The sequence below is a fragment of the Terribacillus aidingensis genome, from assembly GCF_040703035.1.
Taxonomy (GTDB): domain Bacteria; phylum Bacillota; class Bacilli; order Bacillales; family Amphibacillaceae; genus Terribacillus.
The window spans coordinates 3287919-3312912 of sequence record NZ_CP159996.1 but is presented as its reverse complement, the minus strand read 5'-3'; the positions used below and the strand labels follow the sequence as shown (position 1 = coordinate 3312912).

The 24994-nt window shown below is 43.1% G+C and carries 26 protein-coding genes and 1 riboswitch; of the genes, 15 read left to right on the top strand and 11 right to left on the bottom strand.

Features of this window, described 5'->3' with window-relative positions; genetic code table 11:
• Positions 1-187: 187 nt before the first annotated feature.
• Positions 188-526, bottom strand: coding sequence for a DUF1048 domain-containing protein (locus ABXS78_RS17055; protein ID WP_366248227.1), 339 nt, complete (start codon positions 524-526; stop codon positions 188-190).
• A gap of 1 nt (position 527) precedes the next feature.
• A complete protein-coding gene (locus tag ABXS78_RS17050; protein WP_366248226.1) occupies positions 528-860 on the bottom strand; it encodes a PadR family transcriptional regulator in 333 nt (110 codons plus the stop codon).
• 354 nt (positions 861-1214) lie between these two features.
• Positions 1215-1359: riboswitch (cyclic di-AMP (ydaO/yuaA leader) on the top strand.
• A gap of 226 nt (positions 1360-1585) precedes the next feature.
• Here ABXS78_RS17050 and kdpF point away from each other — a divergent pair.
• The 5 genes from kdpF to kdpDN are packed head-to-tail and all read left to right on the top strand — an operon-like array spanning position 1586 to position 7110.
• Positions 1586-1669, top strand: a complete 84-nt coding sequence (gene kdpF, locus ABXS78_RS17045; protein WP_141234116.1) for a K(+)-transporting ATPase subunit F — start codon at positions 1586-1588, stop codon at positions 1667-1669.
• A gap of 15 nt (positions 1670-1684) precedes the next feature.
• Entirely contained in the window at positions 1685-3334 is a 1650-nt protein-coding gene (gene kdpA, locus ABXS78_RS17040; RefSeq protein WP_366248225.1) for a potassium-transporting ATPase subunit KdpA, read from the top strand.
• Between the two features lie 14 nt (positions 3335-3348).
• Positions 3349-5403 (top strand): potassium-transporting ATPase subunit KdpB, encoded by a 2055-nt coding sequence (gene kdpB, locus ABXS78_RS17035; RefSeq protein ID WP_366248224.1) that lies wholly within the window; start codon positions 3349-3351, stop codon positions 5401-5403.
• A gap of 13 nt (positions 5404-5416) precedes the next feature.
• On the top strand, positions 5417-5989 hold the full coding sequence (gene kdpC, locus ABXS78_RS17030) for a potassium-transporting ATPase subunit KdpC (RefSeq protein WP_366248223.1): 573 nt from the start codon (positions 5417-5419) through the stop codon (positions 5987-5989).
• A complete protein-coding gene (gene kdpDN / locus ABXS78_RS17025) occupies positions 5986-7110 on the top strand; it encodes a KdpD-like non-kinase potassium sensor (RefSeq protein WP_366248222.1) in 1125 nt (374 codons plus the stop codon). The genes kdpC and kdpDN overlap by 4 nt, the downstream gene beginning before the upstream one ends.
• 153 nt (positions 7111-7263) lie before the next feature.
• Here kdpDN and ABXS78_RS17020 read toward each other — a convergent pair whose 3' ends face one another.
• A complete protein-coding gene (locus tag ABXS78_RS17020; RefSeq protein WP_366248221.1) occupies positions 7264-7710 on the bottom strand; it encodes a helix-turn-helix domain-containing protein in 447 nt (148 codons plus the stop codon).
• 27 nt (positions 7711-7737) lie between these two features.
• Positions 7738-8946: an MFS transporter gene (locus tag ABXS78_RS17015; RefSeq protein WP_366248220.1), complete on the bottom strand. Its 1209-nt coding sequence runs from the start codon at positions 8944-8946 to the stop codon at positions 7738-7740.
• A 119-nt stretch (positions 8947-9065) separates the two neighbouring features.
• Here ABXS78_RS17015 and ABXS78_RS17010 point away from each other — a divergent pair, with 119 nt between their 5' ends.
• The 4 genes from ABXS78_RS17010 to ABXS78_RS16995 all read left to right on the top strand — a co-directional run bounded on the left by ABXS78_RS17010 (position 9066) and on the right by ABXS78_RS16995 (position 12915).
• Positions 9066-9494 (top strand): NUDIX hydrolase, encoded by a 429-nt coding sequence (locus ABXS78_RS17010; protein WP_366248219.1) that lies wholly within the window; start codon positions 9066-9068, stop codon positions 9492-9494.
• Between the two features lie 352 nt (positions 9495-9846).
• Positions 9847-11115: a DUF5068 domain-containing protein gene (locus ABXS78_RS17005; RefSeq protein WP_366248218.1), complete on the top strand. Its 1269-nt coding sequence runs from the start codon at positions 9847-9849 to the stop codon at positions 11113-11115.
• Positions 11116-11440: 325 nt separating this feature from the next.
• Entirely contained in the window at positions 11441-11890 is a 450-nt protein-coding gene (locus ABXS78_RS17000) for a flavodoxin (protein ID WP_366249973.1), read from the top strand.
• A complete protein-coding gene (locus ABXS78_RS16995; RefSeq protein WP_038562910.1) occupies positions 11878-12915 on the top strand; it encodes a ribonucleotide-diphosphate reductase subunit beta in 1038 nt (345 codons plus the stop codon). Before ABXS78_RS17000 ends, ABXS78_RS16995 begins: the two co-directional genes overlap by 13 nt.
• Positions 12916-12950: 35 nt before the next feature.
• On the opposite strand, the gene licT is transcribed toward ABXS78_RS16995, so the two are convergent.
• From licT to ABXS78_RS16980, 3 genes are all read right to left on the bottom strand, one after another.
• A complete protein-coding gene (licT, locus tag ABXS78_RS16990) occupies positions 12951-13796 on the bottom strand; it encodes a BglG family transcription antiterminator LicT (RefSeq protein ID WP_366248217.1) in 846 nt (281 codons plus the stop codon).
• Positions 13797-13954: 158 nt separating this feature from the next.
• A complete protein-coding gene (locus ABXS78_RS16985; protein ID WP_366248216.1) occupies positions 13955-14404 on the bottom strand; it encodes a spore coat protein in 450 nt (149 codons plus the stop codon).
• 13 nt (positions 14405-14417) lie between these two features.
• Positions 14418-14621 (bottom strand): spore coat protein, encoded by a 204-nt coding sequence (locus ABXS78_RS16980; RefSeq protein ID WP_366248215.1) that lies wholly within the window; start codon positions 14619-14621, stop codon positions 14418-14420.
• 286 nt (positions 14622-14907) lie between these two features.
• Between ABXS78_RS16980 and ABXS78_RS16975 the strand changes: the two genes are divergently transcribed.
• The 3 genes from ABXS78_RS16975 to ABXS78_RS16965 are packed head-to-tail and all read left to right on the top strand — an operon-like array spanning position 14908 to position 16127.
• A complete protein-coding gene (locus ABXS78_RS16975; protein ID WP_366248214.1) occupies positions 14908-15447 on the top strand; it encodes a TetR/AcrR family transcriptional regulator in 540 nt (179 codons plus the stop codon).
• Entirely contained in the window at positions 15443-15763 is a 321-nt protein-coding gene (locus tag ABXS78_RS16970) for a multidrug efflux SMR transporter (RefSeq protein ID WP_366249972.1), read from the top strand. The genes ABXS78_RS16975 and ABXS78_RS16970 overlap by 5 nt, the downstream gene beginning before the upstream one ends.
• A 13-nt stretch (positions 15764-15776) precedes the next feature.
• Positions 15777-16127, top strand: a complete 351-nt coding sequence (locus tag ABXS78_RS16965; RefSeq protein ID WP_366248213.1) for a multidrug efflux SMR transporter — start codon at positions 15777-15779, stop codon at positions 16125-16127.
• 29 nt (positions 16128-16156) lie between these two features.
• On the opposite strand, the gene ABXS78_RS16960 is transcribed toward ABXS78_RS16965, so the two are convergent.
• The 3 genes from ABXS78_RS16960 to ABXS78_RS16950 are packed head-to-tail and all read right to left on the bottom strand — an operon-like array spanning position 16157 to position 19118.
• Positions 16157-17161 carry an iron ABC transporter permease gene (locus ABXS78_RS16960; RefSeq protein WP_366248212.1) on the bottom strand — a complete coding sequence of 335 codons (1005 nt, stop codon included), beginning with the start codon at positions 17159-17161 and terminating at the stop codon, positions 16157-16159.
• The gene (locus ABXS78_RS16955) at positions 17158-18153 is read right to left on the bottom strand and encodes an iron ABC transporter permease (RefSeq protein WP_366248211.1); all 996 of its coding nucleotides are present in this window, start codon (positions 18151-18153) and stop codon (positions 17158-17160) included. Before ABXS78_RS16955 ends, ABXS78_RS16960 begins: the two co-directional genes overlap by 4 nt.
• A gap of 41 nt (positions 18154-18194) precedes the next feature.
• Positions 18195-19118: an iron-hydroxamate ABC transporter substrate-binding protein gene (locus ABXS78_RS16950; RefSeq protein ID WP_366248210.1), complete on the bottom strand. Its 924-nt coding sequence runs from the start codon at positions 19116-19118 to the stop codon at positions 18195-18197.
• 207 nt (positions 19119-19325) lie between these two features.
• Between ABXS78_RS16950 and ABXS78_RS16945 the strand changes: the two genes are divergently transcribed.
• Positions 19326-20372 carry an NAD(P)/FAD-dependent oxidoreductase gene (locus ABXS78_RS16945; protein ID WP_366248209.1) on the top strand — a complete coding sequence of 349 codons (1047 nt, stop codon included), beginning with the start codon at positions 19326-19328 and terminating at the stop codon, positions 20370-20372.
• Between the two features lie 540 nt (positions 20373-20912).
• The gene (locus ABXS78_RS16940) at positions 20913-21593 is read left to right on the top strand and encodes a response regulator transcription factor (RefSeq protein WP_366248208.1); all 681 of its coding nucleotides are present in this window, start codon (positions 20913-20915) and stop codon (positions 21591-21593) included.
• Between the two features lie 262 nt (positions 21594-21855).
• Here ABXS78_RS16940 and ABXS78_RS16935 read toward each other — a convergent pair whose 3' ends face one another.
• Positions 21856-22914: a tartrate dehydrogenase gene (locus ABXS78_RS16935; RefSeq protein WP_366248207.1), complete on the bottom strand. Its 1059-nt coding sequence runs from the start codon at positions 22912-22914 to the stop codon at positions 21856-21858.
• 433 nt (positions 22915-23347) lie between these two features.
• On the opposite strand from ABXS78_RS16935, the gene ABXS78_RS16930 reads away from it, so the two are divergent.
• Complete coding sequence (locus ABXS78_RS16930) at positions 23348-24679, top strand: hemolysin family protein (protein ID WP_366248206.1); 1332 nt, start codon at positions 23348-23350, stop codon at positions 24677-24679.
• Positions 24680-24994: the final 315 nt, after the last annotated feature.

The following is a 24994-nucleotide window of genomic DNA, read 5'->3' as shown; positions in this document are numbered from 1 at the left end:
TGACGCTGTTGGTTTTTTGACTAAGGGATATAATTAGCTGATTTCTACAGGAAGTTTCATAGTGCAGTGGGAACAAAGCGGTGTTGTGATAGTCCAATTTAGGAGGGCTATCACAACACCGATACCTTGAGCTTTAGTTTAAGGGAACAGATGGTTCAGCTAGTCTCCTAAATTTCCAAAGATTCCGTTAGCCACGTTTAATCGTTTCGTTCAACGATGTGCGATACTTGTCTTGCCAAGTTGTCGCGTCCTTCACTAGTTCATCACAGAAATCGGCCACGTCTTCACCAGTGAGATCGGTTACTTTTTTGCCTTCCATTGCACCTTCCTCAAAGAGGTCGAGAATGCCTCCGAAGATACGGCTGATGTCCTTCCACTCGGATAGACCACTAGAGGTCCACATATATTTTTTGATAGCATTGTAAGCGTTTCGGTATTCGCTTGGAAGTGCACTCGCACGCTTCTCCATTGCCTTCCATTCTCGCTTGTCATCCAAATCACCGATAATCTTTTTTATAATACTCATATCATTTCTCCTTTTGATTTGTTTTAAGTTCGTTAATTTTGCTTGAAACGAATTCCCACTTTTCCCAAAAACGCTCAAGTTGCTCTTGACCTGATGTATTGAGCTTGTAAAACTTTCTCGGCGGTCCGATAGTAGATGGTTTTTTCTCTGTATCCACTAATTTGTTTTTCTCTAGACGCATGGTGATCGTATAAACTGTGCCTTCTACTACATCAGTAAAGCCAAGCTCTCGCAGTTGTTGCGTAATTTCATAACCATAAGTTTCACCGCGGCTGATGATCTCAAGCACACAACCCTCAAGCACCCCTTTCAACATTTCTGTGATATTTTCCAATATTGCCCCTCCGTTTGAGTTATTTATATTTTTACTTTTCGCACCATATAGCAATGTATTCTGTGATGCTGGTATTCGGTGTTACTTACTACTGGTATATAGTATTACAGGGTAGCGTTTGTTGTGTCAAGATTTTAATCATATAAATTTATTTTAATTTCCGAGAAACATCGTAATCATTAGATAAATGACGATTTTAAAAGAGAATATGAAAAATCGTCGTATTCTTTAGCTTATTTGACTGTTTTCTTATTAAAAACAGAGCCTATTCAAATTTTTCATCGTTTTACTAACCCTTATAACGGGCGTAGAATAAGGTTCATCTTCCAAGTGTAACCAAACAAAATTGCATAGCATTCGTAATCGCTTAATTCCTGAATCCAGGAAGCGGGGGAACCAACCGTAACAATTGTTACATGGGGTGAATCTCTGAAAAGAGTAGGGCTACTCTCTGGCCCGAATCCGTCAGCTAACTTCGTAAGCGTTCGAGAGGAAGCCAAAAAATGTGATAGGCACACGTTTATTTCGTTATGCCCAGAAGTCACAGAAGAGGGCCCTCTTCTGTGACTTCTTTTTTATGCACTTTTTTAGGGTGTAAATATGAAAGAACCGAGGAGGATCAGTATGGATCTACTTTACATTGGATTGAGTTTATTGCTTTTCGGAGGCATGGCTGTGTTACTGGCAGCTGGCGCTCAGATTGCCGAGAAAGAAGGGACACGTTAATGGTTCAGATTGGCTTGCTTGTATTAGGTATAGGAATCATCGGTTATCTGATCTACGCCTTGTTTTATCCGGAAAAATTTTAACGAAGGAAGGTTCACATGATGATCGTTTCGGTAATAGTCTTGGCCATTGTACTTGTTTTAATTTGGTTCTCTTTAAAGCCTATGGGTTTATATATGGCTGCTGCATTCTCAGAATCAAGGATTGACCGGTTTTTCCTGCCGCTGGAAAACATCTTATTCCGCATTTCAGGCATAAAAAACCACAAGCAGACGTGGAAACAATACGTGCTATCTATGCTCTTGCTAAATATGGTATTGCTGCTGTTTGTCTATGCAGTGTTCCGCCTTCAGGGCGTTTTACCGCTGAATCCGCTCGATATTTCAGGAATGGATCCAGCTTTAGCTTTTAATACTGCTGTAAGTTTTATCACAAACACAAACTTGCAGCATTATAGCGGAGAATCAGGTCTATCGCTATTTTCACAGGCCACAGCCATCTTGTTCATGATGTTCGCAGCCCCTGCTACAGCGCTTGCGGTAGCAATTGGGTTCATCCGATTGCTTGGCAGTAAGCCAATCGGGAATTTCTTCGAGGATTTCGTCAGAGCGTTGGTACGCGTACTTTTGCCGATTTCCTTTATCACAGCAATTGTATTCGTTGCACTCGGAATGCCGCAGACATTTTCAGGAGCTGTGCATGCGACTACGATGACAGGTGCGGAACAAACCATTCTGCGCGGACCGATCGGTGCATTCCTATCCATTAAGGAGCTCGGGAATAATGGCGGTGGATTCTTCGGGGTAAACTCTGCTCATCCATTTGAGAATCCAAATGCGTATACGAACGTGCTGCAATGCTGGCTAATGCTTTTGCTGCCTGCTTCCTTGCCTTTTACATATGGAAAGCTGGCAGGAAAGCCGAAACAAGGAGTAATGCTTTTCGGTGCAATGGCAACTGTATTCCTTGTCATGCTTGCGGCAGGTATCGCTTTCGAGATGGAAGGTAATCCAATGCTTCAAGGAGCGATGATGGAAGGGAAGGAAACCCGCTTTGGAGTTATCGGAAGTGTATTTTATGCCATTGTCACAACCGCTGCAGAAACCGGTGCAGTCAACACGATGCATGATACACTCAGCCCTCTCACAGGGATGCTTGCGCTCGGAAATATGCTTTTGAATACAGTTTTTGGCGGTGTAGGTACTGGCTTCATGAATGTCATTCTTTATGTGATGATTGCCGTCTTCATTGCTGGCCTGATGGTAGGGCGCACACCTGCCCTTCTTGGTAAAAAGCTTGAGGGAGCTGAAATGAAGCTGCTGGCTATCACGCTGCTGGTCCAGCCGATACTTATCCTTATTGGTACAGCAATTGCAATGTATTTTCCAGCAGGTAACGGAGCAATATCAAACCCCGGGTATCATGGTTTGACGCAAGTACTGTACGAGATTGCATCATCAGCTGCTAATAATGGTTCAGGATTTGAAGGACTGGGGGATGCAACTACATTCTGGAATGTCCTTACAGGCATCATAATGTTCCTGGGACGCTATATTTCCATCATCACGCTGATTGCTGTCGCAGCATCACTGGCGAGGAAAACTGCTGTTCAAGAGAGTAAGGGCAGTTTGCGGATCGGCAGTCCTCTATTTGCAGGTTTATTAGTCGCCACCTTCTTCTTAGTAGGTGCATTGACCTTCCTGCCTGTACTGGTTCTTGGTCCGATTGCAGAATACGTAACTTTATAGGAGAGTGACTTGTTATGCTAGCACATACTGCAGGGAAAGAAGAGATTCCCTCCAATCGTTTATTTTCAAAGAAAATCTTGAAGGAAGCTTGTGTGGATGCTGTAGTGAAGCTGCATCCGACTTATATGGTTCGGAATCCTATCCTTTTCATTGTTGAACTTGGATTTATAGTTACGTTATTACTCGCGGTTTTTCCTGGCGCCCCTTCCCAGACAATGGGCAGCGGTTTTTACTGGAGCGTTTCAGTGATTCTGCTGATGACAGTGCTGTTCGCGAATATAGCGGAAGCGGTGGCCGAAGGAAGAGGGAAGGCGCAAGCGAATACGCTGAAACAAACAAAACAGGATACGGCTGCCAGGCGTATCCTCCGAGGAAAAGAGGAAATCATCTCATCGGCTGATCTTCGAAAAGGCGATGTTGTACTCGTTAAGGAAGGAGAGGTCATCCCTGGAGACGGTACGATTATTGCTGGTATGGCAAGTGTTGATGAATCGGCAATTACCGGGGAGTCAGCTCCGGTTCTAAAGGAAGCTGGAGGAGATTTCAGCTCCGTCACAGGCGGTACAACTGTCGTCAGTGATGAGCTTACGATTGAAATCACCAGTCAGCCAGGAGAAAGCTTCCTGGATCGGATGATTGCGCTTGTAGAAGGAGCAGACCGTAAGAAGACACCTAATGAAATAGCTTTAAACACGGTGTTGATTAGCTTAACGATCATTTTCATGCTCGTCGTCATCACATTGCCTTTTTTTACAAACTATATTGGCTTCTCAATTGATACAGGCATGCTTGTTGCGCTGCTTGTCTGCCTTATCCCGACTACGATTGGCGGTTTGCTGAGTGCAATCGGAATTGCGGGTATGGACCGGGTGACACGATTCAATGTTTTGGCGATGTCTGGCCGAGCTGTGGAAGCAGCAGGTGATATTGATACAATCATTTTGGATAAGACCGGTACGATAACTTTCGGAAATCGCATGGCCGCTGATTTCATACCTGTAGAATCTGTATCAAGAAATGCTTTGATGCAAGCAGCAGTCATCACATCCTGGAAAGATGAAACACCGGAAGGCCGATCAGTGCTCAGTTTGGCCGAAGAACAGGGCATTGCAATGGATCAAAAGAAATGGGAAGAAGCAGTATTCGTGCCTTTCCAAGCACAAACAAGAATGAGCGGCATGGACTTGGCTGACGGCGGCAGCTATCGAAAAGGTGCGGTAGGGGCAGTCAAAGATTGGGTGCTGGAACGTGGCGGTAAGGTTCCGGTGGGTTTACAGGAAAAATCTGATCATATCGCGAAAATGGGAGGTACCCCTTTAGCGGTGGCGGTAGATACGGAGCTTCTCGGGTTGATTTATCTAAAAGATACCGTGAAACCAGGAATGAGGGAACGCTTCGATGAGCTGCGGAAGATGGGAATCAAGACAATTATGTGTACCGGAGACAATCCGCTTACCGCAGCGACCATTGCGAAAGAAGCTGGAGTTGATGATTTTATCGCAGAAAGCACGCCGGAGGATAAGATCGAGGTAATCAAACGAGAACAGGCACAAGGTAAACTTGTTGCAATGACCGGAGATGGTACGAATGACGCACCTGCACTAGCTCAAGCTGATGTCGGGCTTGCGATGAATAGCGGAACGACAGCTGCGAAGGAAGCGGCGAATATGATCGATCTGGATTCTGATCCGACAAAAATAATTGAGGTTGTTGCTATCGGAAAACAGCTGCTGATGACGAGAGGGGCACTTACTACTTTCAGTATTGCCAATGATGTAGCTAAGTACTTTGCAATCATTCCGGCTCTGTTCATGCTCGGCATACCGGAGATGAATGTCTTGAATATCATGCAGCTGGAGTCGCCGACAACAGCAATTCTATCTGCACTTTTATTCAATGGTTTGATCATCCCTGCGCTAGTACCGCTGGCGGTAAAAGGTGTGGCGTATAAGCCTGTTTCTGCGGATAAGCTGCTGAGAAAAAATATATTCGTATATGGACTTGGCGGTGTTGTCGTCCCGTTTATAGGAATAAAAGCTATTGATATGCTGTTAAGTCTGTTTCTATAGGAGGCAAATGAATATGAATAAACATGTATCCAATATCGTTCCTGTACTGCGGCTTGCATTAGTATGCCTGGTTTTGTGCAGTGTACTTTACCCTTTGGCTGTAACGGGAATCGGACAGCTATTCTTCCCTTATCATGCTGATGGCAGCTTGGTAGAAGATGAGAACGGCACCGTGATTGGTTCGGAGCTGATTGGGCAAACGTTTACTGACCCTGCACTATTCCAGGGAAGGGTGTCGAGTATAGATAATGATGCCGCAGGATCCGGAACACCGAACTATGCTCCTTCTAATCCAGAATTGATTTCCCGGACAGAAGAAACGATAAATGATCAGCAAACGGCTAATCCAGACGGCGGTCCTGTACCGCTGGATTTAGTGACGAATTCCGGTTCTGGCTTGGATCCGCATATCTCGGTAGAAGCAGCAGAATTTCAGGTGCCGAGAATAGCTGAAGCGAGCGGTATTCATGAAGAGGAGCTATACAAGTTGATTGAACAGCACCGCACATCACGGGCAGAAGAGCTGCTCGGTGCACCCGCTGTAAATGTACTGCAGTTGAATATGGATTTGCAGGCATTGAAATGATGGAAACAAATGATAAAGCGGCTGCATTTTTAGCAGACGCATCTGTACAAGGGAGAGGCCGTCTGAAGTTATATATCGGTGCTGCTCCGGGCGTCGGTAAAACCTATAAGATGCTGACAGATGCCCAGCAGATGAAAAAGGAAGGTATAGCTGTTGTTATTGGTGTTATTGAAACGCATGGAAGGCCGGAAACAAATGCCCAGTTAGGAGATCTGGAACAAGTTCCCTTGTTGGAAATTCATTATAAAGACCGCCCGTTTTTTGAACTTAATGTAGAAGGAATTCTACAGCGTGCTCCAAAAGTTGTTTTAGTGGATGAATTGGCGCATACGAATATTCCTGGCTCCAAGCACGCCAAGAGATATCAGGATGTTATGGAACTGTTGGATGCAGGCATTGATGTACTTGCTGCCGTCAATATACAGCATCTTGAAAGTGTGCATGACATTGTCCAGACGATAACAGGAGTGCGGGTAAATGAACGTGTGCCAGACTTGTTCGTACAGCAGGCAGACGAAATTCAGTTAATTGATGCAACACCTGAAACCTTGCAGAAGCGGTTGCGGGAAGGGAAAATCTATCCCGCCCATCGAATTCAAAAGAGCTTGCAGAATTATTTTCAGCTAACCAACCTTGCTGCTTTGCGTGAACTAGCTCTTCGGGAAATTGCGGATGAGGTGGATGAGAAACTGGAACGTCAAAACGGAGCAGATTACCGGGGGCCTCTGGGTGTACATGAAAAGATACTTATTTGCGTACAGCATGTCGATACCGCAGAAAGGCTGATACGCCGCGGATATCGAATGGCGAATCGTTTGAATGCAGAACTTTTTATTCTGCATGTAACCCGGGATGCGGTAGCTGAAAAAGAGAAGGTGGATTATATCAGGCAGCTTTGCTCAACATTTGATGCGCATTTCCTCCTGCATACTTCCAGTAAGCGAGCAGCAAATGCGATTGTCTTGGAAGCTAAAAAATATTTTATTACTCAAATACTATTAGGACAGTCCGCACGTACGCGCTGGGAAGAAGTTTGGAAAGGATCTATAGTTAATACGATCATGCGACAGACCTGCAATATTGATATTCATATTGTTGCCGACCAGCAGCCTATTCGTTAGAAAGCATAGAGAAGCAGTATCTTTTCTATGCTTTCTTGGGTTTCGTTTTAGAGATTGGAGCGGGCACAGCCGTGCTGAATGGCGGCGATTCTACAGGAGCATCTCTTACCATTATCCGTCTAAGCTAATAAAAAGAGGTGCCAGCAGGCACCTCTATTTTTTCTGTTCCCTTATGACGTTATTGATTCGCACCATGGTTTCTGTCATTTGATGCAATTCATCAATGTCAATCTTGGAATAATATTTATCTATAAGTAGTTCGTCTAACTGCTTGAGACTATCCATATACTCCCGGCCTTTGTTGCCGAGAGCCAAAAAGAATTCCCGCTTATTTGTGGGATTGGCTTGCTTTGTAATCATATCCCTTTTCTCCAATTTTGAAAGCACTTGGCTGACAGCGCTTTTGGAGATGCCGAAATCTGCTGCAATATCATTGGCTGTAGTTTGTTTATCTCTTCTCTCGATATAAGACAGCATATATTCCTGCTGAACTGTTAAATCCAGCTCATCAAGTTTCTTTGTTTCCTGAGAGATAAGAATACCAAACTCCTCATACGCTTCATTCATTCTTCGGATGATTTCCTTATACGAACGGCTCATGTGCATCGTTCCTTCCAAACAGCTTCTTTATTGCATATTACGCCATTTTTTAGCTTTTGCAAATAGCAGGGCTGCCATAAGTAATCCAGTACCGGCGAATGCAGCAAGCAAAATACGTGCAGAGAAACCGACGCTCATTAAGGAGCTGAAAAGGGTTTGAGAGATAGGATCGAATGCTGTGGAGGCCAAGAACACGATACTCATGACCCTTCCCATCATGGCAGGATCTGTTTTCTCCTGAATGATGACATCTGTCGGAATGTACGTGATAAAACCGAAAAATCCAATCATTGCTGCAACCGGAATCAGCAAATATAAACTTGGGATTTGACTGAAGACGGCAAGAGCTAAAACAGTGGCAATCAGGAATAAAAGAATCAGTCTTCCGCGATTCTTTTTTAGTGTGAAGAAAAGCAGGAAGATAGTCGCTGCAAGAGAGCCGACAGAGAAACCAGCCTCTAAAAAGCTAAGATCCAAGGCACTGCCGCCGAGTTCTTCAGCCAAAATAGGTAAGCTGAGAAACATTGGCCCAAAAACAAAGAAATTCACAATGATTATGATGCTGATTGCAGATACATAGATAGAAGAGGATCGCAGGTAACGATAGCCTTCTTTAAATTCTGTAATAAAAGAAGTTTTTTCTTTGTTTTTATCCGGCTTTGCATCCTTAATAAAGGACGGATAGACAAAACATGCACCTATTACAGTGGCTGCAATACTGACAGCAAAGGTAGCACTGAAATTGTAATAATGCAATATAGCGCCAGCAGCAACTGGACCAATTAAATAAAGCAGTTCTTGGGAACTATGAATAAGTGTATTGGCCGGCTGCAGTTCTTTCTGGGAAACAATGCTCGGGATTAAAGACGAGAGAGCAGGGAAGAAAAAACCATCCAAACAGCCGATGAAAAAGGACACAATCAGGAGCAGAGCTAAAGTTAAGGAATCATCTATTACACTCCAAAGCAGGATACCTAGTAAAACTCCCTTTAGCAATTGAGTACTGAATAAAATTTTTGATTTCTGAACGCGGTCGGCAAGCACACCGCCAATTATCATCGTGATCATACGCGGTATTGAAGCGGCCGCCATTACAAGGCCGAGGTACTGAGGATGATGCAGTACATCAACAACATACCAGGACACAGTAATCATATACATGGAGAAACTCAAAACCGTGAAGAGTTCAGATGTAAGAAGACAGCTGAATTGTTTGTTTTTAAATAAAGCCTTCATCGTAAGCACCTCATAAATTAAGTTAACTAAACTAAACTATATGAGTTTCTTTTATTGTTGTCAACAGGGAAATGTCTATTTGGTATACACTGGAGACAGAGAACAGAGGAGGTATGAAAATGAAAGAAGTACGAGTAGCTTACGCATTGATTCATAATGAAGAGACACAGCAAATTCTTATGGTACATAACAAAAAGAATGGCAGTTGGACATTACCAGGCGGCTTAGTCGAATTAGGCGAATCACTTGCCGAAGCTGCAGTACGGGAAGCAAAGGAAGAAACAGGCTTGGATGTAGAAGTAACAACTATCCTTGCAGTGAATGAGGCAAAATTACAAGCTATCAATGAACATGCTACCTTTGTGACGTTTAAAGCTAGACAGATTGGTGGAGAAATTCAGATTCAGGATACAGAAAAAATAGCCGAAGCTGTGTGGAAGTCTTATGCCGAAGTGGATGAAGTGATGACATACCATCCTGGGGGAATTGAGAGCTTACTTGGTAACGGTGTTCCTTATGTGGATGAAGGGGTTATTGTTCCGACTTAGGAAGAGGTACTAGGATAATTCAATTGCAATATGGATGACAGGTAATGAATGCAGCGGGATAGGACGTATAGTTTGGAGGAAGTTGGTTTAGCTTTTGTATTTAATAATGGAAAAGGAGATCGTATACACGGTCTTCTTTTTTTTCAAAAGAATGTAGTTTATCAATGTGCTGGGTTAAAAAAACACTGATATGAGGCATTATAGAGCGATTTAGGTACTTTATACTGCAATATATAAGGTGTTCTGGAAATGGAGGGAGTTATAAGGCAAAATTTACTACTAAATGCCGATATTGCCAGATTCTAGAACATGTTACGCTTATTATCATAAGTTCTGAATGGAGGATGAAAACTTGAATAAGAAATTAATGCTGCTCTTTGGCGCGATACTTTCTGTAATTATAATTAGTGGTTGCGGAAGTGACAGTAAAAAAGCCAGCACAGAAGAAAAACCAGCTGCATCTGAAGCAGCTAGCCAAGAAGATGAAGTAAAAGCAGAGGATACAGCTGCAGCTGCAGATAAAGGAGAAGCTGATTCCGGCTCTGCCGATTTCGCCGAACTAATTGATTATATGAAAACGACTACAGATGCAGAGGAAACAACTGTCTTTTTTGAAGCTACCGAGCCACAAACACATGAAATGGAAGGTGTGACAGTCTCCCTTGATTCTTACTCCCTAGTTGGTTTAAAGGACTTCCATACAGACTATAGTATTCCTTTCAATGATGAAACAAACGGAGGCGTCATTCTTGCTCAATATACAGTTAAGAATGACACAGACAAAGATCTCCACTATACACCATTTATGTATATGAGTTTTACAGGTGCCGTTAAAGATTATAATAACTACAAAGATATTATCCCGGAAGAAGGTCAACTAGCGACAAAGCTAAATCCTGATAACAAATACGAGATTAAAGCAGGAGAAACCATAACCGGTACTTATGCTTATCCAATGGGTGAAACTGAACTTAAAGCAGCAATGGAATCCGGATCTGCTACTATAGAAGTTCCTGCACCAACGACTGATCCGGATGATTTAAGTACAACTCTTGGAACCAAAGGTCAATTCACTGTTAATTTGAGTGAAGAAGGCGCAAAACAAACAGAAGCAAATGCAGCTTTTTATCAGGATGGAATTTCGGTGGATAACATGGGTGAAAAAACAATGATCGAGGAGAAGGAAGGCATCGGGCAGAGTCAGGAGCTTGGTGATTCTACCATTACATTGGATGGCTACCAATTCACTGATTTTACACCAAATGAATACGAAGCACCTCGCTTTGAGAATTTCCAAAATGGTGTTGTCCTGTTGACTGTTAAATTCAATGTTGATAACAAAGGATCAGATAATATCGGGTTGGATAACATCGCATCCAATCTTTATGTAAACGATGGGTCACAGTACCAAATGAGTGAACGTATGCTATCCCCTTATGAGTACCAGCAAAGCATTGCAGCGGGTGAATCAGGTGAATTGCTACAGGTATATGTACTTGATAAGGAGCAGTACGACAAGATATGGAAAGATAAAGCATTCGATATCGAGCTTGGACCTTTGTATGATGAAAATTCAGAGGACATTTCCAAAGGAAAGAAAGCTGAATTCAAACTTAAATAAATTCTGCTTTTATTCGTAGTAATAGCCGCTTGAAATTGTGTGAAAAATCGACTGGCACTTGCCAGTCGGTTTTTTTTTGATGCTTGGGATATAACGATTAGAGCTACTTTTAAACCAATACTAGATTTGCCTGTAAATAATATGTTCACAAATTATATTAGAGTAGGCACTATATGTATGTTAATATTAAATGATAAAATCTATATATAGTTTTCTTTCTATGGCTAAGGGAATAGCTTACAGTATCGAAGCGGCCCGGAATATGATAGAATTATGGACAGATTGGACTGATACGATGGGACTTTCTGAAAGAGGATCAGCAACGATGCCCAAATCCCGCCAAACAAAAACCTTGCTCATCGCATATGCTTCCGTCAGCGGAAATACAAAGGAAGTTGCCGAGCTGATCGCACAAGAGCTGACACATAAGCAGCAGGACGTGACGCTTTATTGCGTGACTGGCAATGAGCCGTTTCCGCATGTGCCAGATTATGATGCGATGCTTATTGGTACGTATACATGGGGATCAGGTGATACCCCATTCGATGTGAAGGATTTTGTGGCGGATGTCGGATATAAGCCTGAGAATGTGTTCGTGTTTGGCACTGGTGATACGCAGTTTGGCGGTGATGATATGTTTTGCATGGCAGCTGATAAGCTGGCGAAATTCTATCATTCGCCGCTTGCTCCGCTCAAAATAGAGCAATCGCCAAGAGGATCCCAGGAAGAAGAAGTATTGGAATGGACGAGAGGAGTATTGGAATGTCTAAATTGATGAAGGCTACCGTTCTGGAGCCGACGAATCCAAATAAATCTACTGCATTATTTAACGGAGATGCAAGCGGAATCCTGCATTGGGATAACGTTGCATACCCGCATTTTTATGAACTGCGCAAAACAATCCGCGGTTTGTTCTGGACTGCCAATGAAGTGAATATGGTGGCAGATACGAAGCAATTTGCAAATCTATCAGATCAGGAGCGTACAGCATTCCTGAAAATTATCGGTTTGCTGGCTACATTGGATGGTCCGCAAACAGATATCGCCTCCAAAATAGCTGCTTATTCGACAGACCCAAGCGTCAAATCGATTTTAGCGACAATTGCTGACCAGGAAAGTGAGCATAACCATAGCTATACGTATGTACTTGCGTCTGTAACAAATTATGATAACCAAATAGCTTCCTTTAACGAAGGGCGTACGGACAAAGTTTTGCTCGAACGGAACGAAAGAATAGCTGCTGTTTACAACGAATTCGCACAAAACCCAACGATTGAGACAGTGCTTAAAGCAATGGTGTACTCTACGCTTTTGGAAGGGTTATTCTTCTACAGCGGATTTGCCTTCTTCTATAACTTAGCGCGTAACCAGAAAATGGTCGGAACATCCACGATGATTTCCTATATCAACCGTGATGAACTGCATCATGGTCGTTTTATCAGTGAGTTGTTCCGCGCTACATTAGCGGAGAATCCAGAATACAATAATGATGAGTTCATTGAATGGGTATATGATCAATTCCGCCATTCTGTTGAGCAAGAAACACGATGGAGCCGTTATGTATTGGATGGTATCGATGGTATCAACTTGGATGATATGGAAGGCTACGTAAAATATCGTGCAAATAAAATGCTTCGTATGCTAGGACTAAGCGAAATTTACGAAGGCTACGAAAAGAACCCGATGAAATGGATCCGTGCTTACACGGATAACTTCAATGGAACAAAATCTGACTTCTTCGAACAAAAATCCCGTCAGTACACGAAAACGAGTGATCTGAACGGTTTCGATGATCTATAAGAACAGCAAAAGAGCCAGCCGGGTAAAGGCTGGCTCTAGCTGTGTTCCTCTTTTTTCTGTACAATCCGGTGAATATGGATTGTCAGGTAAAGCAAGTCTTCATTCGTAAGCTGCTCCTGGTACATCTTCTGGATATAGGACTGCACCTTCTGCGCACATGCAAAAGCTTTACTGTAATTTGTCTTTACCATATCAAAAAGATTATTGTCTTCTTCTTTTTGTTTACGATGGTTCAAAATCCGCTGAGCGAAGAATTTAAGATGGGTAACGAATCGATAGTAAGCCAAGGATTCTTCGTCATATTCTATGCCAAAATGAAATTTTACAATATGAAGGACATCCTGTATGAACTTCGTAATGTTAATCATCACTGGCATATCTTCGTTCATTTGGGCATTGACGATATGCAGGGCAATAAAACCTGCTTCATCCTCCGGCAGAATGATGCCGACCTTCTCCGCAATGATTGAAAGGGCATGCTGTCCTATCCGGTATTCATCCGGATAAAACCGTTTTGTTTCCCAAAGCAGTGCATTCTTTATATCGATACCTTGCTGGAACCTTTCTACTGCATAGTAGATATGATCAGTCAGACTAACATAGATATTGTCATGTATTTTTTTACTGGTGTTTTGCTTGGCATATCGGATGATCTCTTCGGACACTTCGACGAAAGAAAGGGGAATCTCACTTAAGAGTTCCATCAGTCGCTTATTCATTTCCTTATCATCGAGTTTGAAAGTCTTTTCTATCTTGGATTCGTCCACTATATCGCCCGCTTTACGGCCAAAGGCAATACCCCGTCCCATGATGACAAGCTCATGTTCCTGCTCGTCCAAGACGGTGATGACGTTATTATTCAACACTTGCTTGATCTGCATCAGGATCACCTATTCCTTAGAAAGGATAAACTATCTAGGTCTATAGTATAGGAAATTGATAACGATTACAATGCGAATTATCTGTATATCCTATGACGAATAGGTGAGGGTTAATCTAATAGAAAGAAGCCGGGCATGAAAGCCCGGCTCCTATGATTTTATAGGATATCTATTCTCACCAATAGAGCCAATAGAACTTGAAGCAGCAATTGAACGTTTACAGCTAAGTCAGTATCGGTAGTTGTCACTCTGACATTGCGGGAATTCTTAACAAAGGTCTTCTGAACATTTTTCTGTTTAATAGTAGCTTTTTGGAAAAGCTCCTGTGCAATTTCATCAGCTTTGCTGCTATCAGCAATAGAGAGTTGCAGCACAACAGCGATAGCTGCTTGAAGAGCTGCTTGTATTGTAAGCGCGGCTTGTGTGTCAGTTGTTGTTACCTCTATATCTGCGGAATCGATAACATAGATACTTTCTTTGGAATATTGCTCTGTTTCGGATTTTTGTCTGCCTGATTGATTCAATTCTGGGTCTGAAAAGTTACCTGCTGTTCTTGGATCAAGAGCGCTCCATTTTTGGTTTCTATCTGGATGCCAAACGTTACTCATCTATATCACCTCCTTAATCTAGTATTCGTTTTAGTTCTGCCTGAAGCTCATTGGTAATCTTTTTGATTTGACGACGTCTTTCTGGAGAAATGTTCCGTAAAGCATTGTCTGATACCCCATGTTTAGCTAGAACGCTTGATAGCATTAAATCCATAACAGATCCTTTAGGATTGCTTCTAGCAATCTCAGTGAATCTTTTTTTGAAATGCTCATCCATGAGCTAGCCTCCTTTTTGTTTTTTCGTATAGTGTAGATTATGAGAAAAGACAATATTGTAGTGGGTAAATTACGGTTGTGAAAAACCTATTTATTTTATAAATGGAATAGATGTCCCTATTTTTAATAGATAAACGTCTTGTTTATAGAAAAATGGACAGGTGCCGTTAATAGGTTTAGGAGTGGTTTTATTGGAGAGACAGCTGCATAATAATCTTTTGTATTGCGAAATGCCAATGGGAATGTTATTTTTTAACTGTACCGTCTGGACGGTTAGGAGTGATGGAGTGAAAACACAAGATAAAATCCTGAATGCTGCGGCGGAGCTCATCTTGGAAGAGGGCGTCAGCAATGTCACACTCGAGAAAATAGCCAATCGTGCAGATATAAGCAAGGGCGGCTTGCTTTATCATTACCGTACAAAGGAAGCATTATTTCAGGAGCTTAATGTAGCAGCAATCAGGGAGTTTGAAGAAGCTATTGCTCGCTATTTAAATGAACAGTCAAACGGCAGAGGTGCGTATGCAAGGGCATATGCATTAGCGACAATTGAAGATATCGAAAAAGGAGGCACACATCGCAGCAGTGCACTTATATCTATTTTCAGTGACCATCCGGAAGTCATGGAAATCTGGAAAGAAGGCTATGCGAGATGGCAGCAGCAATTTGATCAAGATGGATTGGAGTGGGAAGAAGCTGCTGTAATCCGCTATGTTTGTGATGGGCTTTGGTTCAATGAGATGGCAGGTACAACAAGTACATCCTCTTTTGCTGCTGACTTATTATACAAATTGCTGGCACGTATAGATAAAGAAAAGGGGGATTAACATGTCTTATTTATTTTTGGCTGTTTCCATCCTATTTGAAGTTTTCAGTTCTACAATGCTGAAATTCTCAGATGGATTCAAACGTCTGCTGCCAGTGATTGGTATTGTCGTGGGATATGGAATCAGCTTCTACGCATTATCCATCACATTGCAGTCCCTCCCGCTGGGGGTTGTTTATGCGACATGGAGTGGTGTTGGTACCATTTTGACTGTTGTGATCGGTGTATTGCTTTTCAAAGAGAAGATTAACAAAAAAGGTGCACTAGGCATCGCCATACTGCTAGTTGGTCTTGTATTGATGAATTTATCCAAGTAAAGGAAGATGCTAAATGAAAGCAGGTCTATTTCTTGCTGCAGCAATTATATTGGAAACAATCGCTTCATCCATGCTGAAAGTATCGGATGGGTTTTCTGTCTTGCTTCCGTCGATTATCGTCGTAATCGGATATCTAGGTGCATTTCTATTCTTATCTTTCACACTGAAGTCCATGTCACTATCTACTGCTTACGCGACTTGGTCTGGAGCTGGAACGGCTCTTACAGCTATGATCGGTATCACAGTATTTGGAGAATCGGCTTCCTGGATGAAGTTTGTCGGCTTGGCATTAGTGATTGTCGGCTTGGTGTTATTGAACACGCAGCATAAGGAATCAAAAGAGAAAGAGGCTTCAGTCCAATAAGAAAAGAGGTACTGCGTTTGCAGTACCTCTTATTTTTTCAGCAGAAGATAAAGGAAATAGGGTGCGCCTATAAAGGCGACAACAATACCAGCGGGCAGCCCATCCACCGTCGCTATATTCCGTCCAATCGTATCTGCCAGCAGCAAGAGCCAGCCGCCGATCAAGGAAGCGACAGGGAGCACGTACTGATGTCTGGCACCAACAAGCGCTCGTGCGATATGCGGTGCCATCAGACCAACAAAACTGATGCCACCAGCAACCGACACAGCTGCCGCAGCAATTGCTACCGCTGCAATCATAAGAATGATACGATCGCGATTCAGCTGAACACCTATCCCAACTCCGACTTCTTCACTCAGAGCCAGCACATTGAGCCGATTTGCCATGTAAAGCGTAAGCGGCAGAATGATAAGGATCCACGGCAGCAGGGCAAGGACGAATGGCCAGTCCGTGCCCCAGATATTTCCCGCGAGCCATTTTGCGATGAAATCTACCTTTTCCCTGTCAGCAGAAGATATCAGGACGATCATCATACCGGATAAAGCCATGGAAAAACCGACACCGACTAATACAAGCCGGACCGGCTGGAGGCCGTGCTGTTTGCTGTAGGAAAAAAGATAAATCAGCATGGCTGTCACAAGTGCACTACCAAATCCTACAAGCGGCAAGGCATATGCAAAGCTTCCTGCATCGATCGGCATGAATAGGAAAAATACCGCAATACCCAATCCGGCACCGGAATTAATACCGATGATTCCAGGATCTGTCAGATCATTTCTCGTGATTCCTTGGAGGATTGTACCAGACAGGGCCAATGCCATTCCAGCTAGTAGTGTAACTGTAATACGAGGAAGCCGGATATCAAACAGAACGAATGATTCAGGAAAAGTCCCATTGCCAAATAATGTCGGCAGTAATCGATTATAAGATAGCGAGGCAGGACCAAGCCCCATTCCGATGACGATTGTAACAAGGATCAACGCAGCCAGAGAAATCATCAGGATAGCCTGTTTGCTTTTCTTTGCTGTTTTCATGAGTAAGCGCGACCTCCCCGGTGGACGATGAATAAGAAGAATGGCAAACCGAGCGCAGCCACGATGGCCACAAGCGGTGTTTCATATGGTGCATTGATCGTCCGGGCAGCTGTATCAGCGAGCAGCATGAAAGTTCCTCCGGCAAAAAAGGATAACGGCAGTATATAACGATAATCCGTACCCGCAAAAAAACGGACAATATGAGGAATCATCAGACCGATGAATGTCATGTTACCGACCAATGCAACTGATGCTCCTGCCAAAAGGATAGTTACAAGGAATAATAATGCTTTGATTGCAAAAGTTTTCTGACCAAGGCCAACAGCTACTTCATCACTTAAGCTGAGCAGTGTTAGCTGATGCGAAAGAAATAACGACAAGATGATTCCTGCCAGTATGATTGGAATAACGAGCTGTAACTGCGTCCAGTTAACACCGACTAGACCGCCGGCTGTCCAAGCGGAAACTTGTTTGGACAGCTTGAAGCTTAAACCGATTGCTTCGGATATCGCATATAACAAGGCGGATACAGCAGCCCCAGCCAAGACGACCTTCACTGGGGAAAGACCGCCAAGACGAAGCGATCCAATCCCGAATACTAGTCCGGCACCGACAGCTGCTCCGATGAAGCAGGCAATAATAATAACAATATAATTTGCTTGGGGGATGAACGCCATAGCAGCTGCCAGCGCGGCATTGGCTCCAGCTGTTAAACCGAGCAGTCCCGGATCTGCCAGCGGATTACGTGTCATACCCTGCATGATGGCACCCGCCACAGCTAAAGCAGCTCCGACAAAGAAAGCTCCGACTTCCCGCGGCAGACGATTTTCACGGATTATTAATATGTCTGCATTATGTTGACTGGTGAATATTGCACCCCACACATCCCGGAAGGATATATCAGCAGCCCCGAATGATAAAGCCACAGCGAATGCTGTAAGGGAAAGCATGATTCCAACTATAAGTTTCAGAGTAAATGGTATGTTCTTCATCAGGCACGCATCTTTCTATGTAAGATAAGGGAAAGAGCTTCCTATTTCCCTAGGAAGCTCTCTTTAATAAAGTCTAACTGGTAATCCAGTGTATTGGAATCGTTAAAGTAGAAGGCATTTCCATCGACTTCGTATACATGATTGTTTTTCGCAGCAGTAGTGTTCTGGAAAGTCTCCGAATCCTCGACAGATGTATCGGTATCATCGAATTTACTGAAGATCACGTAGTCGCCCATGTAATCCGGTAATACTTCCGTTGATAAAGCGAAGTAACCGGCCTCCAATGCGTCCTCTTTTACTTTTTCCGGCATATTCAAGCCCATTGCCTGGTAAAGTACTTCTGTTCCGCGGCCCCAGTTATCACCATATACGTAGAGCTGTTTATCAAAGTTCTCGACAACAGAGACTGTTGCATCAGGTCCGATTTTCTCCTTAATCTGTTCACCAGCTTCCGCTGCGCGTTTTGTAAAGTCATCGACCCAAGACTGTGCTTCATCTTCTTTATTGACCAGTTTACCGATTTCCACATGCTGATCAAGATAATTCAATTTACCGTAAGTAAAAGTCACTGTAGGGGCAATCTCTTTTAGTTTATCTAGATTTTTTAAACTGGTTAACCCAATAATTAAGTCCGGTTTGAGCTCGATGATTTTCTCCAAATCATCCTCTGTCACTTCTTCAGCATCCTTCAAGGCATCTTTAAAGCGTGGATTCTGCATCGACCAGGCATCTGCTCCGACAATTGGCACATCTAAATCGATTAAATCACCAACGTAAGAGGAAAGGACCACGACGCGTTTCGGATGAGCGGGTACCTCTACTGGGCCATCTTCCGATTCGTATGTGAATGTGTCGTTCCCATTACCGGATGAGGTCGCTTTCTCACCAGAACTAGAAGAATTATTGCTGCCGCAAGCAGCTAATACAAGCACTAAGATAAATAAGACCGGGAATAACTTTTTCATTATGTATGTCACTCCTCATATTTTTTATGGGGGGAGTGCCCTGTTAGGGGGACAGGGCACCAGGGTTATACGATGAGAATGATTATCAATCTCGCTTGATTACATAATAAAGGCAGAAAATTTAGATGTCAACATTGATTTTGAGAATTTATTCCGTTATATTTGAATGAGAATGATTATCACTATCGGATTAAAGGAGGAATCAGTGTGCAGGAAGAATTGCTGTATGATGTTACCATCATTGGTGGAGGTCCAGCGGGATTATATTCCGCTTTCTATAGTGGATTACGGCAAATGAAGACGAAAATCATCGAGTTTCAGCCCTATTTGGGCGGTAAACTGCATGTTTATCCGGAAAAGATGATTTGGGACGTGGGCGGATTACCGCCGCTTCCGGCAGGCAAGCTAATTGACCAGCTGACCGAGCAGGCGCTCACCTTCGATCCGGAAGTGGTATTGAACGAGAAGGTAATAAGTATCAAACGAAACGATGACGGTATCTTTGAGCTCCATGCGGCAAGTGGTACAGTTCACTATTCGAAAACAATCATCGTAGCAGTCGGCGGCGGTATACTTAATCCGCAAAAGCTATCGATCGAAGGCTGTGAGAGATTCGAGGTAGCAAATCTTAATTATACAGTGAAAGACATGCAGCGATTCAAGGATAAGACTGTCATCATCTCCGGCGGCGGAAACTCTGCTGTCGATTGGGCAAATGAGCTGGAGCCGATTGCGAAAAAGGTATACGTTACATATCGTAATGAGGCACTGAAGGGTCATGAAGCATCAGTTGAGCGTTTGATGTGCAGTGGCGCCAAGTGTTTCCTTTGTACATCAATCACGAAGCTCGTGGCATGTCCGAACCAGCAGCATATTGAACGCGTGGAATTGACGAATCATGAAACGAACGAAACTACTTTCTTGCCAATTGATGAGGTAATTGTCAATCACGGCTACGAACGGGATATGGATTTGATTCAAAACAGTGAAGTGGATATTGAGCTATTGGATAATTACTATATCGCTGGAACGCCGAGCGGGGAATCCTCTGTACCTGGTCTGTTTGCTGCAGGAGATATCCTGAAGCATGATGGCAAGGTCACCTTGATTGCCGGCTGCTTCCATGATGCAGCGAATGCTGTCAATAAAGCGAAACAGTATATCGAGCCTGCTGCTGACAGCTGGGGGATGGTTTCCTCTCATAATGTATTGTTCAAGCAGCGTAATCGTGAGCTGGCAAGAAAATTGGTATAAGAGCGCATATTGCGCTCTTTTTTTGTGTGGGGAATTTAATATTAATACACTGAAGTTTGAGAAATGGAACAGATCCAAGAGTGATTCTACCTTTATTATACATTCCTTTACGCTAATCTATATTTTCTGTAAATCTGCTCTGGGTTTGTCCTAACTAGTTTTTTCAGTATCAGTTTCCTAGAGAAGGAGAAGAAATATGGCATCTTCTAAGCTGTATTAACTAGATATCTTATGATGAGCGCGCGTCAGAATTAGTCGTTTATAAACAAATTTGAAAATGAAAAGTAATAGCAGGACAGCACGTCTATACATTGCAGCTAGAAAGCCCAAACAGTGCGTACAGGGTACATGTTTGGTTTTTTTTAGTTAGAAGATAGGCGCACATAAAAGGAGTACAGAATGAAAGTTCTGTACTCTCTTTTAAATTTCGTTGGAATCGGCAAAATGCCCCTGCTATACACATGATGTACAGATTTTGTATAGGGTGTTTCTTTACAATGAATAGAGGAGCAGAATCTATCACACGAAAGGTTGTCCAACGTGCTAAATATATTGATGTTTGACAATAATGGAATTTTTGGTGCAGGAATTCAAGCAATTTTGAGTTCAGAACCGAATATGAAGGTAGTAGGGAATTTCAGCGATAAGGTGGGTATAGTGAATGCAATCCAAGAAAGTACTCCTGATATTCTTCTGGTCAATACCTTCATCCTAGGTTTAGGAGGGTTCATAACGATTGAGTGGCTCAAGCAAAAATATCCTGCTCTAAAAATAATATTCATTCTGCCTGAAAGTGATAAAAATATTCTGTTGAGAGGAATTCACATTGGAGTGGATGGCTTCCTTTTATACGAATCAGATCCTAGCTTTTTTGTTGAGAGCATGCGCAATATCTTCAAAGAGGAAATGATTCTTTCAGGTAAACTAGCAAAATTACTATTAGAAGAATTTATTTCAGAAGAGAAGAAGGAACTATTGCAGCGATTGAAGGAACAGGCAATTCACCTGACTGCCAGGGAATCAGATCTTGTCTACCTTATTTATAAAGGATACAGGAACAAGGAAATGGCTGATGCGCTGAAGCTGAGCGCCAAAACGATACGGGATTATGTGAGCAAATTATATAAGAAAATAGGTTTATACTCCCGAATCGACGTATACTATTTTCTAGGGCGCTTAATGATTGAAAAAGATGATAACAAACTGAAAGTAATGAGCTGAATAAAGAGGCTGGGACAAACGTATTTCAGCTTAGATAAAAACCCGAACGAGGCAAATCGTCATTAAAAATTTGCTTCTTTCGGGTTTTGTTTTTAATATTATTTGCACTAGCATAGGCAGAACACGGAGACTCGAAAATACCAACAACTTTTTTGTGCAAAGTGAAGCTTCTCCTACGAGAACAGCACGGCGATGGCATAAGCTGTTCCCTGCTAAGCGTTTGGAAAACTGACAGCGCAAACGATATTTTTTTAATTAGTTGTCATAGTTTATTTACCCTTTCTATAATGGCTTCAGTTACATCCGCCGTACCATACTTCCCGCCCAAATCAGGCGTCAGAATGCCAGCTGCTGTCACATCCTCAATGATATCCAGCAGATTAATGCCGAGCTCTTCTTCACCAAAATGATCTAGCATTAGCTTCGCTGTCCAAATTTGTCCGATCGGATTGGCGATGCCTTTACCGACGATGTCCGGAGCAGAACCATGGACGGGCTCGAACATAGAAGGATACTTACCATTCACATTGATATTGGCAGCAGGAGCAATACCAATGCTTCCCATGATGGCGGCGCCGATATCGGTAAGAACATCACCAAATAGATTGCTTGCAACAATAACATCGAAGCGCTGCGGCTGCGTGACAAAGAAGGCAGCGAGGGCGTCAATGTGCTGACTTTCTGTACTGATATCCGGATAATCACTTTTCACAGTTTGAAAGACTTCATCCCAAAATGGCATAGAATGCACAATTCCATTTGACTTTGTTGCACTAGTTACATGCTTACGGCGCTTTGCGGCAAGCTCAAAAGCATAGCGCATCGCTCTTTCTGTGCCACGTCTTGAGAAAATCGCATTTTGAATTGCCACTTCGTCTACACCACGAAAAATCCGGCCGCCCACTTCGCTGTATTCGCCTTCACTATTCTCCCGTACAACTAATAAATCGAAGTCCTTCGGGTTGGTAAGTGGTGAGGTAATACCCTTCAATAGTTTGGCAGGCCGGATATTGATGACCTGTTCAAATTCTCGCCGTATCTTGATCAGCATACCCCACAAGGAAATATGATCTGGAACTAGCTCCTGGTTCCCAACAGCACCGAGAAAAATAGCATCTGCATCCTGCAGGCGATCCAATGCATCGTCTGGCATCATTTGATTGTGCTCCAGATAATATTCGCAGCTCCACGGATACTCGTCGAATTCGAACTGCAGACCGCCATGCACTTCGGAAATCGCTTTCAAAACTGTCTGCGCTGCTGGAACTACTTCTTTTCCTACTCCATCTCCTGGTAAGCTTGCTATCTTTAATTTCTTCATACGTCCCCTCCTTGTTTGGCTTCTATGATAGTTTCCCGCTTTTCTTCATGATATTTACTTTATGAGACAGAGATAAAGTAATCCAAAGGAGTGCAGCTTTTACATGGATCAGCTTTTCGTAAAGGATATCCAGTCCTTCTATAATGATAGCGGTTACTATTATTATAGCTGAGTGAAATAAAATTCGAAAATAATTCACGGTGATTTATTTGAAAATACAGCATATATACCTTATAATTTCGATAAGTTAGTATACAAGAGCGGAGAAAAAGGCCTCCATCCCGGTAACGAGATGGGGGCTTTTTTTTCAAAATTGAAAGGAGGCGATTCCCTTGGGAAGGTGAAGGTGCTGAATATATTGCCGCTGCGGAAAAAGACACCAATATAGAAAAACAACATCATACGGAGGTGAACCCCTGTTTAGGGGGAAAATTTGGACCCATTATTAGTACTTAATCTAGCTTTAGTAGCCTTGTTCATCATTCTGACGGCATTCTTCGTCGGTGCCGAGTTCTCGGTCGTAAAGGTACGTATGTCACGAGTCGAGCAGCTCATCGAAGAAGGAAACAAGAACGCCTTAGTCGTCAAGAAGCTAGTCCATAATCTCGATTACTACTTATCTGCTTGTCAGCTTGGAATCACTGTTACTGCATTGGTACTTGGTGCATTAGGTGAACCGACTGTAGAGAAGATATTACACCCAGTATTCGATTACTTCGGTTTTTCAGAATCTCTTTCTACAATTCTTTCATTTGCTATCGCCTTTGCGGTCGTGACTTTCCTGCACGTCGTTATCGGTGAGCTGGCTCCGAAAACATTAGCAATCCAATATACAGAGAAGATGACGCTCATTCTGGCGCGTCCGCTGTACTGGTTCGGTAAGCTGATGGCACCTTTTATCTACACACTGAATGGATCTGCACGCGTATTCCTGCGCATGTTCGGTGTTAAGCAGGTTGCGCATGAACAGGCCCACTCCGAAGAGGAACTGAAGATTATTATGGCACAAAGCTTCCAGAGCGGTGAAATCAACAAAACTGAGCTGGATTATATGGAAAACATCTTCACATTCAACGATCGCGTCGTCAAGGATATCCTTGTTCCGAGGACACAGGTTGTCGCGATTTCTGATACAATGACACGCCAAGAAATCCAGGGAATAATGGTGGAGCATCAGTATACACGTTATCCAGTCACAGAAGACGGTGATAAAGACCGGATTTATGGTTTTGTAAACGTCAAAGAAATGCTGACTGATTTCACCTCGAAAGAAGACAAGAAATTAGATGCTTTCATTCACCCAATCCCGACGGTGCATGAAGGAACAAGTCTGAATGATACACTGCTGACCATGCAGAAGAAACGTGTTCATATCGCGCTAGTAGTCGATGAGTACGGCGGAACTGCTGGTATCGTGACGATGGAGGATATGCTTGAAGAAATCGTCGGGGAAATACGTGACGAATTCGATGAAAATGAAAAACCGGACATCCAAGAGGTATCTGAAAATAAGTACCGTTTGAATGGCCGTGTCCTGCTCGAGGAAATCGAAGAGCAATTTAACATTCGTTTCATTAACGAGGCAGAAGTCGATACAATCGGCGGCTGGATGCTCACCAATCTTAGAAGTATCGAGGAGCATCGCGTCATAGAAGCTCATGGATATGAGTGGGAGATAACGGAGACACTGAACCATCAGATCGTTGAAGTGGAAATGCGCAAGCAAACCCAGGTCGAACAGCTGGAAGAAAGCATTTCCAATTGAAAAAACGCCGCCCTAATGAAGGGGCGGCGTTTTTTGCTGCTGAAAATACTTTTGCAATCCATTGATCAGTAATCGAAAAGAGATGATTGTCACAATGATAGCTAGAAGTGGCGTCCATAGTAGCCAGGTTGTCCCGGTAAGAAAGGAGTCGTAATAGTTTCCCATAAACGAGAACCATTCATTTGTAATCGGAGCAGGAGGAGAAGGAGCAAATGGATCTTAGCTGACTTTGGTTCCTCCAAAAAACAGTTTGAAGACACTCAAGTGTCCGATTATCTAGAAGGCCTGAACCTGGCAGCGGAATAGAAGCTGCAG